The organism is Martinezella multihospitum (genome assembly GCF_900094585.1).
In the GTDB taxonomy this organism is placed as follows: domain Bacteria; phylum Pseudomonadota; class Alphaproteobacteria; order Rhizobiales; family Rhizobiaceae; genus Rhizobium; species Rhizobium multihospitium.
Genome location: NZ_FMAG01000003.1, coordinates 636,064 through 649,529, shown reverse-complemented (window position 1 = coordinate 649,529; position 13,466 = coordinate 636,064). Strand labels below are relative to the sequence as shown.

Here is a 13,466-nt window from a genome sequence, read left to right as displayed (position 1 = left end):
TGCTATGATAGGTCATGACCATCAATCAGAGCCAGACCATCCTTGAGGCCAGGCGTCGCGAGTTCGGCGCGTTCCTGCGCTCCCGCCGGGAAAAGCTGACGCCAGCCGGTGTCGGACTTCCGGACGGATTTCGGCGGCGGACGCCGGGGCTCAGGCGCGAAGAGGTGGCGCTTCTCGCCGGCGTCGGCACCACCTGGTACACATGGCTGGAGCAGGGCCGGGACGTCCGCCCCTCCGCAGAGGTTCTGTCGGCGCTGGCTGATGCGCTGCGCCTCGATCCGGCGGAGCGGCGGCATCTCTTCACCCTCAGCGATCGGCCATCTGTTGACGCCCCGTCGCGCGGGCCTGAGGAGGTGCCGGAGGCTCTGCTGCGCATGCTTGCAAGCCTCGCCGGCCAACCGGCCTATGTTCTCGGAAGGCGTTGGGATGTGCTGGCCTGGAATGCCGCCGCGGTCGCACTTTTCGGCGATTATGCCCTGTTGCAGGGGGATGCGCGCAACAGCGTCCATCGGGTGTTTACCGACCTTGCGCATCGGCAGCTGCTCGTCGATTGGGAGATCGTGGCCGCGAATTCGCTGGCGATGTTCCGCGCCGACAGTGCCCGTTATGCCGGCGATCCCGATTTCGAACGGCTGATCGCCACCTTGACGCAGGCGAGCCCAGAATTTCGTGCCTGGTGGCCGAGGCAGGATGTGCTGCGGCCGCTGACAGGTCACAAGCGTCTGCGCCATCCGGAGGGCGGCTTGATGACGTTTGAATATACAGCCCTTGCCGTCATGGATCGCGCCGACATGAAGCTGGTGGTCTATACGCCGCTCGAAGAGGACGGGACGAGCGACAGGCTGAAACGGCTGTTGGGCCACGCCGGTACGGCTTGATGCGGCCTCCTTCGGCTGCAGTCATCCCTTTCTTTTAGTCTTCCAGATCGTTCTTCAACTGATCGAGAATGGAGAGGGCGTGGCCGGCATAAGCGCTGATCCAGCGATCATGGATCTGCTTGATCGGCAGGCTGTTCAGATGGTTCCAGCGCTCGCGCCCTTCCTTTTTGGCGATCACGAGGTCTGCGTCTTCAAGCACTTTCAGATGCTGCATCACGGTGCAGCGGTCCATATCCACGAAAGTCTCGCAGAGCATGCCGGTCGTGCGCGGTGCATCCTTGAGCATGTCCAGGATTTCGCGCCGGCGACGATGCGCGAGAGCCTTGAAAATGAGGTCGCTGTCTGATTCGTTTGACATGTTATATTTTTATAACATAATAGGTGCATTCGCAATGGAGCGATAACGGCAGACAAATGATGGAGGAGACACCATGGCATTGAATGTTCGGATTTCAGGACGGATCGGCCGCAAGGTCGATGAAGTCTTCGATGCGGTCGTCAACCCGAAGAAGCTTTCGAGCTATTTCACGACAGTCGGCGGCGCGAGCGCGCCCCTTGTGGCGGGAACGACCGTCATCTGGTGGAAGAACGCCCCCGTCGAGGTCAATGAAGTGGAGGAAAACAAGCGCATCGTCTTTCACTGGGAAGGGGGCACCGGCGAGGACGGTATCCGCTACAGGACCAAGGTGGAGATGACCTTCGACGCGCTGGAGGATGGCGGTACGCTCGTCATCATCGAGGAATCGGGCTGGCGCGAGGACGAGGCTGGCCGCCGCGGCACCTATCTGAACTGCGAGGGCTGGACGCAGATGCTCTGCTGCATGAAGGCCTTCGTCGAATACGGCATCAACCTGCGCGAAGGGTTCTTCCTGAGCGAGATGCGTGGCGAGCCGGCGGAGGCGCCGGATCGCTGAGTCCCATCAATCCGTATCGACGGTCAGAGCCTTCCCGATCACATTGTTTGATATCATTTGGTGGCCCGGTGCCGATTTCGGCGTCGGGCCTATCGGCTTTCGGATTCAGCCACTCAGAGACGCGGTTGATGCCGCGCGATGGATATCCATCTCACGTTGTAGTAGGCTTCGGATAATCGGAAGAGGCGCAGTCTCGGGGGTGGGGCATTCAAGATGGGATGGGAAGATCACTTTTGTGTGTGGATAAGCTCAAAAGCCGGGTGAATGACAAAATCCTTTAAATAATAACAGATTCATTGCTGGCGAGACGGGGCCTGCGCCAAAATTGCCTAAATTCAGAACGATGGGAGCGCGCGTCACAACGGGCTTGTCGAAAGAAGTGTATACGGCAATTCGAAGACGCGTCGTCGATATTACTGAAGATCCGAACAGTCGGAACCGGCGAAGATCACTATAAACAGGTAGAGCATGTCGAGCCCAATCGATCTGGAAAATGCCGATGAGGAATTGGAAGAACGTGGCGGTATCGTCGGTCTGTTGAACCGCTACCGGGCGCTGATCGTCGCTCTCCTCACCGTCGCCGTCTTCTGCATCGCCGCCTATGCGATCTACGACCTGACGACCGAGGTGCGCTATGACGACGTCGTCCACGCCCTGACGACGACGAAGATCTCCTCGGTGCTGCTGGCTCTGCTGTTTACAGGCCTGAGCTTCGCCTCGCTGATCTTCTACGATCAGAATGCACTCGAATATATCGGCAAGCGGCTGCCGTTTCCGCATGTGGCGTTGACCTCCTTCAGCGCCTATGCGGTCGGCAACACAGCCGGCTTCGGCGCGCTCAGCGCCGGTGCGATCCGTTATCGCGCGTATACCCGGCTCGGGCTGTCGCCCGACGACATCACCCGTGTCATCGCTTTCGTCACGCTCGCCTTCGGTCTCGGCCTGGCCGCCGTCGGCGCTATCGCGCTTCTGGTCATTGCCGACGAGATCGGCCCGCTGATCGGCGTCGATGGCTTGTGGCTGCGGCTGATTGCCATCGCCATTCTCGCGGCGCTTGCTTTCGTGGTCTATGCCGGCCGCAACGGCCGTGAGGTGCGCATCGGGCCGGTCGAAGTTCGGCTGCCGGATTCGCGTACATGGTCGCGGCAGTTCCTGGTTACCGCATTCGATATCGCCGCCTCGGCCTCCGTGCTCTATGTGCTGCTGCCGGAAACCTCGATCGGATGGCCGGGCTTCTTTGCCATCTATGCCATCGCTGTCGGCCTCGGCGTGCTCAGCCACGTTCCAGCAGGCTTCGGTGTCTTCGAGACGATTATCATCGCCTGGCTCGGCAGCTCCGTGAATGAAGACGCCGTCCTGAGCTCGCTGGTCCTCTATCGCGTCATTTATAACGTCATCCCGCTCGTCATCGCGATCGCCGCGATCTCGGTGGCGGAGCTGCGTCGCTTCGTCGATCATCCGGTAGCTTCCAGCATGCGCCGCATCGGCGCCCGCGTCATGCCGCAGCTGCTTTCGGCCTTCGCGCTGCTGCTCGGCATGATGCTGGTCTTCTCGAGCGTCACGCCGACGCCGGATCAGAACCTGATCGTGCTGTCCGACTATCTGCCGCTCTCGCTGGTCGAAAGTGCGCATTTCCTCTCGAGTCTTCTCGGGTTAGCGATCATCGTGGCCGCGCGCGGCCTCAGCCAGCGCCTGGACGGCGCCTGGTGGGTATCGAGCTTTTCGGCGCTGCTTGCCCTGTTCCTGTCGCTGCTGAAGGCCATTGCCATCGTTGAGGCGGGGTTGCTGGCCTTCTTCGTGTTCAGCCTCGTCGTCAGCCGCCGCCTGTTCAAGCGGCCGGCCTCGCTGCTCAACCAGACGCTGACGGCCGGATGGCTGACGGCCATCGCCGTCATCTGCATCGGTGCGATCGTGGTGCTGTTCTTCGTCTATCGCGACGTTGGATACAGCAATCAGCTCTGGTGGCAGTTCGAATTCGCCGACGAGGCGCCGCGCGGGCTTCGCGCAGCCCTCGGCATTTCCATCCTGTCGTCGGCGATCGCGATCTTCAGCCTTCTGCGTCCCGCGACGAAGCGGCTGGAGCCGGTGTCCGACGATGCGGTGACGCGTGCCGTCGAGATCGTCCGCAGGCAAGGCATCGCCGATGCCAATCTGGTGCGCATGGGCGACAAGAACATCATGTTCTCGGAAAAGGGCGATGCCTTCATCATGTACGGCAAGCAGGGCCGCTCGTGGATCGCATTGTTCGATCCTGTCGGTCCGCGTCAGGCGCTGCCCGATCTCATCTGGCGTTTTGTCGAGGCGGCGCGGGCGGCGGGTTGCCGCTCGGTGTTCTACCAGATCTCGCCGGCGCTTCTGTCCTACTGCGCCGATGCGGGCCTGCGTGCCTACAAGCTCGGAGAATTGGCCGTGGTCAATCTTGCCAATTTCGAGCTCAAGGGCGGGAAATGGGCCAACCTCAGACAGACGGCCAGCCGCGCGGTTCGCGATGGACTAGAATTTGCCGTTATCGAACCTCAAGATATACCCGAAGTCATGGATCAGCTTGCCCATGTGTCCGACACATGGCTTGCCGATCACAATGCCAAGGAAAAGAGCTTCTCGCTTGGCGCGTTCGATCCGGACTACGTGTGCTCGCAGCCGATCGGCGTGTTGAAAAAGGATGGTAATATCGTCGCTTTTGCGAATATCCTGATGACGGAGACCAAGGAGGAGGGGTCCGTCGACCTGATGCGTTTTTCGCCCGATGCCCCGAAGGGTTCGATGGATTTTCTGTTCGTGCAGATCCTCGAATACCTCAAGGGCCAGGGCTTTCAGCGTTTTAACCTCGGCATGGCACCGCTATCGGGCATGTCGAGACGGGAATCGGCGCCGGTTTGGGACAGGGTCGGGGGGACTGTCTTCGAACACGGCGAACGTTTCTATAACTTCAAAGGGCTTCGTGCCTTCAAATCCAAGTTCCATCCCGAATGGCAGCCGCGCTACCTGGCTGTTTCGGGAGGTGTAAGTCCAATGATCGCGTTGATGGATGCCACATTCCTCATCGGGGGCGGACTTAAGGGGGTCGTGAGGAAATGATCTTGAAATACGCAATGTCATTGGCTTTCGCAGGCATGGTGTCGATGGGCCTGCTGGTGTCGGGTCCGGCACGGGCGGAAGCCGACGACGCCAAATACGATCTGGGCATGATCCCGGCGCCGCATATCATGCGCCCGCAGGGTAAGGTTTCGAACGAGGTCGTGCTGATTTCCGATCTCGCCGGCTGGGGCGACAAGGAAAAGGCAGTTGCCGACAAGCTGGTCGCCAACGGTTCGCTCGTGATCGGCATCGACTATCCGTCCTTGCTGGATTCGCTCAACAAATACGACGTCAAGCAGAACGACGGCTGCATCTATATCGTCTCGGATCTGGAATCGCTGAGCCAGCAGGTGCAGCGCTCCTTTGCCGACAGCACCTATCAGCTGCCCATCATCGCTGGCGTCGGTGCCGGTGGTGCCATGGCGCTGACGATCGCCGCGCAGACCCCGGATGCGACGGTTGCCGGTACGCTGGCCGTCGATCCGACTGCCGGCATCGGCTTGAAGCAGGAACTCTGCACGCCGGCTGAGAAGAAGACCGATGGCGATATGGTGTCCTTCGGCCTGCAGGAAGGCGCCTTGCCGAACCCGATCCTCGTGACCTTCACGGCCAATGCGCCGAAGGACGGACGCGACCATGTCGAGGAGATCCAGAAGGACCATCCTGAAGTTCAGACCACGGATTCGGACAATGCCGATACCTATGCGACGCTTGAGGCATCACTCGCCGATCTGATGAAGACGATCGACAGCTCCAAGTCGCCGCTTGGGCTGCCCGTCGACATCATGGAGACGACGCCGACCGAGGATACGCTTGCAATCGTCTATTCGGGCGATGGCGGCTGGCGCGACATCGACAAGGAAGTCGGCAGCTATCTGCAGGATCAGGGCATTCCGGTCGTGGGCGTCGATACCCTGCATTATTTCTGGACCGAGAAGGATCCGCAGCAGACTGCGAACGACCTCGGCCGGATCATCGACTTCTACACCAAGCGCTTCAAGGTCAAGCATGTGGTGCTGGTCGGCTATTCCTTCGGCGCCGATGTGCTGCCGGCGAGTTACAATCGCTTGCCGCAGTCTGAAAAAGACAAGATCGTGCAGATGTCGCTGCTGTCCCTTTCGCAGAAGGTCGACTACGTGATTTCGGTCATGGGCTGGCTCGGCGCTTCGAGTGAGGGTAAGGGCGGCAATCCCGTCAACGACCTCAAGTCGATCAATCCGAAAATGGTGCAATGCGTCTATGGCAAGGACGACGACGAGGATGTTGCCTGCCCGCTGCTGAAGGGCACCGGTGCGGAAGTCATCGCCATGGATGGCGGTCACCATTTCGACGACGACTATGAAGCGCTGGCGAACCACATCATCAATGGTCTGAAGAGCCGCCTCGGCGAATAACTGCAAGCGACGCGCGGCACATTGCTGCCGCGCGTCGTCCGCCCTTGCCTTCGGCGCAATGTCTTTTCCCCCGCAGTCAAACCCAGCATTCGTTTGCTTCTTGTCGCGACTGCCGTTAGTCGGGGGAAGGCTCGTATCGTGAGGCCGCGTCTTGCGGCTGATCTCGTCTGTTTATCCAGAAAGGTTCTTCCTTGTCCGCTGCATCGTCTTCCGCCTTCACCAAGACCTATTCCGGCTTCCTGTTCGACATGGACGGCACGATCATCAATTCGATCGCCGCCGCTGAGCGCGTCTGGGGCAACTGGGCACGGGCTCAGGGTCTTGATGTCGAGAAGTTCATGCCGACGATGCATGGCAAGCGTGGTGTTGATACGATCGGCCAGTTGAACCTGCCTGGCGTCGATCCGGTCGCGGAGGCGCTGAAGATCACGGAGGCCGAGATTGCCGATGTCGAGGGTGTCGTCGCGCTGCCGGGCGCTGTCGATTTCCTGGCTTCCCTGCCGCCGGAACGCTGGGCGATCGTTACCTCATCGCCCTATCGGCTGGCGCTGGCGCGGCTGGATGCCGCCGGGATCCCGGTTCCGCGCTTCATGGTCACCGCTGAAGACGTGAAGGTCGGCAAGCCTGATCCGCAGGGCTATATCCTCGGCGCGCAGCGCCTTGGCCTCAGCCCTTCGGAATGCCTGGTGTTTGAAGACGTCTTGGCCGGTGTCAAGGCTGGCGAAGCGGCCGGTGCCGATGTGGTGGTCATCACCGCGACGCATTCGCATCCGATCGAAACCGATCACACGATGCTGCGAAATTACGAAAATGTCCGCGCGCATGTGAATGGCGAGGGAAAATTGTCGATCATCCGCAAGGACTGAAAGAGCGGACTTCTTTCTGCGACGGCTGGATGTCGCTTTCGCGCTTTGCAACGGGCGGCCGGCTCATTATGTTTTCGTGATATCATAGATATTTGCGAAGATCCGATGAGCCTCAAAGAGCTGAAAGCCCAATATCGCAGCGAGCGTCTGGCGGCGCGCGACGCTATTCCAGCGGAAGATCGTATCGAAAAAGCCCTCGCTATGGCGACGCATGGCGGCCAGGCAATCGATGTCGAACCAGGGGAGATCATCTCCGGCTTCCTGCCGATCCGCTCCGAAGTGGATATAAGGCCGTTGATGGCGCGGTTGCGGGAGCGCGGCGCGCGGCTTTGCGTGCCTGTCATTCTTGATCGCAACACCATTGTCTTTCGCGAGCTTGTCGCAGGCGCGACTTTGGTTCCGGTCGGATTCGGAACCTTCGGACCAGGGCCTGAAGCGGCTGAGCTGGACCCCGACGTCATGCTGGTGCCGCTTTCCGCTTTCGACAGAAGCGGCCATCGTATCGGCTACGGAGCGGGCCACTACGACCGCGCAATCGAGCGGCTGCATCAAAAAGGCTTGAATCCGCGGCTGATCGGCATTGCATTCGATTGCCAAGAAGTGCCATCAGTACCGGCTGAGCCGCATGATGTCCGTCTTGACGCGATTTTGACCGAGAGCGGACTCAATTTCGTTTCGGAAGTGATTGGATAGCGAATGCGGCTGCTTTTTCTGGGTGACATGGTCGGCAAGACGGGACGGACCGCGGTGTGGGAACGCCTGCCGGGCCTCGTATCCGACCTGAAGCTCGATTTCGTCATCGTCAACGGCGAGAATGCCGCCGGCGGATTCGGCATCACCGAGGACATCTTCCTCGAGACGATTAATGCCGGCGCCGATGTGGTGACGACGGGCAACCATGTCTGGGACCAGAAGGAAGCCGTCGTTTTTTGCGAACGCCACGACCAGTTCCTGCGCCCCGCGAACTATCCGGCCGGCACGCCCGGCCGCGGCTCAGGCCTCTATTATGCCCGTAACGGCGCCCGCGTGCTCGTCGCCAACATCATGGGCCGCGTCTTCATGCATCCGGAGCTGGACGATCCCTTCAAGTCGGCAGAGGCCATTCTCGATGCCTGTCCGCTGAAGGAACAAGCCGATGCGATCGTCTTCGATTTTCATGCGGAAGCGACGAGCGAAAAGCAATGCTTCGGCCATTTCGTCGATGGCCGCGCAAGCTTCGTCGTCGGCACGCATACGCATGTGCCGACTGCCGACGCGCAGATCCTGAACGGTGGCACCGCCTACATGTCGGATGCCGGCATGTGCGGCGATTACGACTCTTCCCTGGGCATGGAGAAGGAGGAGCCGCTCAACCGCTTCATCTCGAAGATGCCGAAGGGACGCTTCGAGGCGGCTTCGGGGCCTGCCACCATCTGCGGCGTCGGCGTCGAGATCTCCGACGCGACGGGATTGGCCGAAAAGATCGCGCCGCTGCGGCTTGGTCCGAGGCTTGCGGAGACCATTCCGGATTTCTGGCGCTGATCGCTGCACGATAATTCATCATTGTCCGATGATGACGCGATTGTGAGCAATCGCGTCTGATTGTTGCTGGACCTGTGTCCGCTCATACCGCATCCTCTCGCCACTATCGGGCTTGAGGGGATGGCATGTTACAGCGATTTCCTATCCTTGCCGCGTTTTTCCTATCGTTGATCCTCTGCTGGAGCACGGCAAATGCCCAGCAAAAGCCTATGCGTACGCAACCCAGCCAATGCCAGGCCATTGCGCAATCCCTGCCCAAGGCGACATTCGCCAGCTTTTCTCCTCCCGGTCCGACGCTCGCCAATGATCCCGTGAATGGCCCCAATAGCGGCGACGTGAAGATCACCTTCCTCGGGCACGCCACGCTCTTCATCGAAACGCCGGGCGGTGTTTCCATCGCCACGGATTATAGCGGCGCCTATCCGCCGCCCTATACGCCCGAAGTCGTGACGATGAACAAGGCGCATCCGAGCCACTATACGCTGACACCCGATCCGGCGATCAAATATGTGCTGCATGGCTGGAGCGATATGCCCGGCGAGCCGGCAAAGATCCGCATGACTGTGGGTGACACGCTGATCCGCAACGTCGTCACCGATATCCGCTCCTGGGGCGGCGGCATCGAGGCCAACGGCAATTCGATCTTCATCTTCGAGGTGGCGGGCCTCTGCATCGGCCATCTCGGACATCTGCATTTCGAGCTCACCGACCAGCAATATGCCGAGATCGGCCGCCTCGATGTCGTGATGGTGCCGGTCGACGGCGGCCTGACCATGGGGGCGGACAGCATGAGCCGCGTGGTGAAAAGGCTGCGTTCCTCGCTGATCCTGCCCATGCATCGCTGGGGTCCGCCGATCGACCAGTTCCTGGCCTTGTTCGGTCCCGATTTTGATGTCGCCTATGCGCCGACGCCGAGCGTCACGGTGTCGGTGAAGAGCTTGCCGCACAAGCCGCTGATCTATGTGCTCAAGGGGCTTTGATTGCGGCGAACGCCTCCTCGATCCTTTTGATGAGCGGTGTCCTGCATCCCCATTATCCGGCTTTTTACTTGAATGAAGGCCGCTTCGCTCTTATAAGGCGGCCATTCCCAACAAAAGACGTGAACAGGGGTGCCATGGCTGGCCATTCACAGTTTAAAAACATCATGCACCGCAAGGGCCGTCAGGACTCGGTGCGTTCGAAAATGTTCTCGAAGCTGGCGCGTGAAATCACGGTCGCTGCCAAGGCGGGCCTGCCTGACCCGACCATGAACGCGAGCCTGCGCCTGGCGATCCAGAACGCCAAGGCCCAGTCGATGCCGAAGGACAATATCGACCGCGCCATCAAGAAGGCTTCCGGTGCCGACACCGAGAATTACGATGCGATCCGTTACGAAGGCTACGGTCCAGGCGGCACGGCGATCATCGTCGAAGCGCTGACCGACAATCGTAACCGCACGGCGTCCAACGTCCGCTCGATCTTCACGAAGGCCGGTGGTGCGCTCGGCGAAACCGGTTCGGTGTCCTTCTCCTTCGACCATGTCGGTGAAATCACCTACAAGCCTTCCGCCGGCGATGCCGACAAGGTCATGGAAGCGGCGATCGAAGCCGGTGCCGATGACGTCGAAAGCGACGAAGAAGGCCATGTGATCATCTGCGCCTTCGAATCCCTCGGCGAAGTCGCCAAGGCGCTCGAAGCGACGCTCGGCGAGGCCGAAACGGTCAAGGCGATCTGGCGCGCACAGAACAATGTGCCGGTCGACGAAGAAAAGGCCCAGTCGCTGATGAAGCTCATCGAAAACCTCGAAGACGACGACGACGTTCAGAACGTCTACTCGAACTTCGAAGTTTCGGAAGAAGTTCTGGCCAAGCTCTCGGCCTGATCCTTTGCAATTATTCAAGAAAGCCGGCCACAGCGATGCGGTCGGCTTTCTGCGTTATGGGTTTGTCGCGCGCGTGAAATCGTCGCGGAAGGTGGAAAGATCGGGCGCTGCGACATCGGAGACGGCCCAAAAGACCAGCCCGTCCGCGTGCCATTCGACGAAATTGTAGCCATCCTTTTCAGCGCTGCCATGAGCGCCCGATGTGCCCGGCCAGATGAAGAGATTGATGACATGGCCGTGCCGGCGATAGATCAGCGCCGCCACGACCCGGCCGTCGAGATAATCCACCCGGCCTCCGACCAAGGGGAAGCCCTGGGTCGCCAGATCGACCACGGGCGGCGAAAAATCGATCTTGCCGTTGAACCATGGCTTGACCGTGTGCTGATCGGAGGTCAGCACGTCGGTCAGATGATCTGCCAGCATCGAGCGGACATGACTGGCCAGAAGCTGATCCTCGATGGTCTGGCTTTGCTGCGGCAGGTTGAGCACCAGCATGAGGCTTGCTGCGAGCACGGCGAGCGATGGCACGAAGCTCCATTCGCGCACGAGCCGCCAGACGCGCTGCCACGAGCTCTCCGTTTGGTTCGCAGCCGTGCTAGCGCGCCTCATCATGGATTGCTCCAGCGAGAGTGCAGCCTGCACGCGGGCGTGTACAGCCTCCGGTGCTTGCCATTTGACGCCTTCGCGTGTGGACAGGCGCTTGACCATCATGGCATTCTCCATCTCGCCAGCACATTCCCGGCAGGTGGCGAGATGCGCCTCGAAGCGCGCGGCATTGTCTTCGTCCAGTTCGCCGTCGATGAAGCCGTGCAGCAGATCGTTCCATTCGCCGTGGTCATTATTGTCTCCGCCGCTCATCGCGCCGCCTCCCGTCCTTCGAGGCTGCGCCAGACCTCGCCGAAATCGCGGCGGGCGCGGGCGAGGCGCGACATGACGGTACCGATGGGCGCATCGATGATCTCGGCGATCTCCTTGTAGGAGAGGTCCTCCAGCTCACGCAGCACCAGGACTTCGCGCATGGCATCGGGCAGCCGGTTGATGACCTCGCGCACGCGCTGCGTTTCCGACTTGCGGATGAAGGCCGTCTCGGGCGTATCCTCCTCGGAGGCGGGGTCGGAAGAGGGCGAGCCTTCATCCGAATCCCGTTCGTCCGTCATCGGCTGCTCATAACGGGTCTTGCGCCGTCCTTCCTGCAGCCAGGCGCGATAGCAGTTGCGGACGATGGTGAAGGTCCAGGCTCGGGCATCACCGTCGCGAAAGCCGCCGAAGCCGCGATAAGCGCGCAGATAGGCCTCCTGCACGATATCTTGGGCGGCATCGGCATCCCGGCTGAGGAAGCGCGCGAAATTATAGGCGGCATCCAGATGCGGGATGATCGTTTGCTGGAAGCGGCGCATGCTCTCGTCGGGAGACGCGATCGCGCCCTTCAATGGCTCCGCGCTGGCTGCGGATTGAGCGACCGCCATCTGGACAACGCGATTGCCGGGCTTCGCCTCGGCAATGAAGCTACGCAGGCGAGTCAGAAATCGCGCCACCCTGCTGATCGTGGTGTTTTGTGGCGAGCGCCATATCCATGGGTGGAGCTGGCCGCCGAGCGTCATCGAATTCATAAGTCGGGCGTCTGTCATCATGATCCCCGCAAAACGCCGATGCCGACTGTAAGCTTCGGATAAGGCGCTTGCAATGTTGCCTGAAAGGCTAGATCGCACTCGCGCGGGGTTTATTCCCGATTGGATGAAAAAATCGAGCGTGGGAGGGTGCGGAATGTCCGTCATTCCATCCGTTCAATCTCCAATTGTTAAAATAATCGAATGAATTTCAATGACTTGTAAGAAATTTTCGGCCGACTGGGAATAAGTACCCATGACCGTCGATCTTCTTCCTCAGTGGATGGCCGCAATTGCTTGCGACCTCCGCCTGGCCCGAAAAGCCATAACCCTGAGGAGATATTGCGATGTTTGATATGACCCGCCGCGCCGTGCTTGGCACGGCCGCTGCCGCGGCAGCCTTCGGGCTGTCGTCGAAGCTCGAATTCATCCCGCAAGCCTATGCCGCAACCCCGCTGGAGCCGACGGTCGGCTTCTATAAATACAAGGTCGGTTCGATCGAGGTCACGGCCATCTATGACGGCATCTGGCGCAAGCCGCATGATCCGGCCTTCATCAAGAACGCGTCCGTCGACGACACCAAGGAGGCGCTTTCCAAGGCCGGTCTGACCACCGACTTCATGCCGATTCCGCTGACCGTCGTCGTTCTCGATATCGGCGGCCGCAAGATCATGATGGATGCGGGTTCGGGTGTCGGGCAATGGCAGACCAATGCCACGCACCTGCCAGCCAACATGGCCGCCGCCGGCATCGACTACAAGAAGATCGATACGATCATGATCTCGCATTTCCATCCGGACCACGTCTGGGGCCTTATGGAAAAGGGAACGAATGCGGCCGTTTTCCCGAATGCCGAGCTGATCGTCAACGCCGCCGAGTACAATTGGTGGACCGATCCCGGCCGTGTCGACAAGCTGGCGGAGGGCCGCAAGGAAGCCGGCCGACGCATCGCCTCCGTCTTCCCGACGTGGAAGAACTGGAAGCTGGTCGAGGATAATGCCGAAGTGGCGCCCGGCGTGCACATGCTGGCCGCCTATGGCCATACACCGGGCCATTCCGTCTTCCTCATCGATGGCGGCAGTGAGCAGCTGATGGTCTCAGCCGACATCATGTATGTGCCGGCGTTGCTTGCACCCCATCCGGAATGGGAAGGCGCTTACGACCAGGACGGCCCGATGGCCGTTACCACCCGCCGCAGGCTGATCGATCGCGTCATTGCCGACAAGATCAGGATCTGCGGTTCGCATTTCCCGTTCCCCGGCTCCGGCACCTTCGTCAAGGACGGCAATGCCTACGGATTTACCCCCACCATCCAGGCCTGAACGGCCAGAAAGAGGAGCAACTACC

General features: G+C 60.4%; 13 protein-coding genes. 10 read left to right on the top strand and 3 right to left on the bottom strand.

Going from position 1 to position 13,466, the window contains the following annotated elements; genetic code table 11:
* Positions 1-14: 14 nt before the first annotated feature.
* Positions 15-878 carry a helix-turn-helix transcriptional regulator gene (locus GA0061103_RS14770; protein WP_092712312.1) on the top strand — a complete coding sequence of 288 codons (864 nt, stop codon included), beginning with the start codon at positions 15-17 and terminating at the stop codon, positions 876-878.
* Positions 879-912: 34 nt separating this feature from the next.
* Here GA0061103_RS14770 and GA0061103_RS14765 read toward each other — a convergent pair whose 3' ends face one another.
* Positions 913-1,236 carry an ArsR/SmtB family transcription factor gene (locus GA0061103_RS14765; RefSeq protein ID WP_092712309.1) on the bottom strand — a complete coding sequence of 108 codons (324 nt, stop codon included), beginning with the start codon at positions 1,234-1,236 and terminating at the stop codon, positions 913-915.
* A gap of 73 nt (positions 1,237-1,309) precedes the next feature.
* Here GA0061103_RS14765 and GA0061103_RS14760 point away from each other — a divergent pair, with 73 nt between their 5' ends.
* From GA0061103_RS14760 to GA0061103_RS14725, 8 genes are all read left to right on the top strand, one after another.
* The gene (locus GA0061103_RS14760) at positions 1,310-1,792 is read left to right on the top strand and encodes an SRPBCC domain-containing protein (RefSeq protein WP_092712307.1); all 483 of its coding nucleotides are present in this window, start codon (positions 1,310-1,312) and stop codon (positions 1,790-1,792) included.
* Between the two features lie 468 nt (positions 1,793-2,260).
* Complete coding sequence (mprF, locus tag GA0061103_RS14755; protein ID WP_092712305.1) at positions 2,261-4,870, top strand: bifunctional lysylphosphatidylglycerol flippase/synthetase MprF; 2,610 nt, start codon at positions 2,261-2,263, stop codon at positions 4,868-4,870.
* Positions 4,867-6,264, top strand: a complete 1,398-nt coding sequence (locus GA0061103_RS14750) for a virulence factor (RefSeq protein ID WP_092712303.1) — start codon at positions 4,867-4,869, stop codon at positions 6,262-6,264. The genes mprF and GA0061103_RS14750 overlap by 4 nt, the downstream gene beginning before the upstream one ends.
* Positions 6,265-6,455: 191 nt before the next feature.
* On the top strand, positions 6,456-7,130 hold the full coding sequence (locus GA0061103_RS14745; protein ID WP_092712302.1) for an HAD family hydrolase: 675 nt from the start codon (positions 6,456-6,458) through the stop codon (positions 7,128-7,130).
* A 105-nt stretch (positions 7,131-7,235) separates the two neighbouring features.
* Positions 7,236-7,823, top strand: coding sequence for a 5-formyltetrahydrofolate cyclo-ligase (locus GA0061103_RS14740; protein ID WP_092712300.1), 588 nt, complete (start codon positions 7,236-7,238; stop codon positions 7,821-7,823).
* Positions 7,824-7,826: 3 nt separating this feature from the next.
* On the top strand, positions 7,827-8,651 hold the full coding sequence (locus GA0061103_RS14735) for a TIGR00282 family metallophosphoesterase (protein ID WP_069611843.1): 825 nt from the start codon (positions 7,827-7,829) through the stop codon (positions 8,649-8,651).
* A 125-nt stretch (positions 8,652-8,776) separates the two neighbouring features.
* The gene (locus tag GA0061103_RS14730) at positions 8,777-9,631 is read left to right on the top strand and encodes an MBL fold metallo-hydrolase (RefSeq protein ID WP_092712298.1); all 855 of its coding nucleotides are present in this window, start codon (positions 8,777-8,779) and stop codon (positions 9,629-9,631) included.
* 134 nt (positions 9,632-9,765) lie between these two features.
* Positions 9,766-10,512, top strand: a complete 747-nt coding sequence (locus tag GA0061103_RS14725) for a YebC/PmpR family DNA-binding transcriptional regulator (protein WP_092712296.1) — start codon at positions 9,766-9,768, stop codon at positions 10,510-10,512.
* Between the two features lie 54 nt (positions 10,513-10,566).
* On the opposite strand, the gene GA0061103_RS14720 is transcribed toward GA0061103_RS14725, so the two are convergent.
* Positions 10,567-11,370, bottom strand: coding sequence for an anti-sigma factor family protein (locus tag GA0061103_RS14720; RefSeq protein WP_092712294.1), 804 nt, complete (start codon positions 11,368-11,370; stop codon positions 10,567-10,569).
* Positions 11,367-12,143: a sigma-70 family RNA polymerase sigma factor gene (locus tag GA0061103_RS14715; protein ID WP_245304752.1), complete on the bottom strand. Its 777-nt coding sequence runs from the start codon at positions 12,141-12,143 to the stop codon at positions 11,367-11,369. The genes GA0061103_RS14720 and GA0061103_RS14715 overlap by 4 nt, the downstream gene beginning before the upstream one ends.
* A 323-nt stretch (positions 12,144-12,466) precedes the next feature.
* Here GA0061103_RS14715 and GA0061103_RS14710 point away from each other — a divergent pair, with 323 nt between their 5' ends.
* A complete protein-coding gene (locus tag GA0061103_RS14710; RefSeq protein ID WP_092712290.1) occupies positions 12,467-13,441 on the top strand; it encodes an MBL fold metallo-hydrolase in 975 nt (324 codons plus the stop codon).
* Positions 13,442-13,466 lie beyond the last annotated feature (25 nt).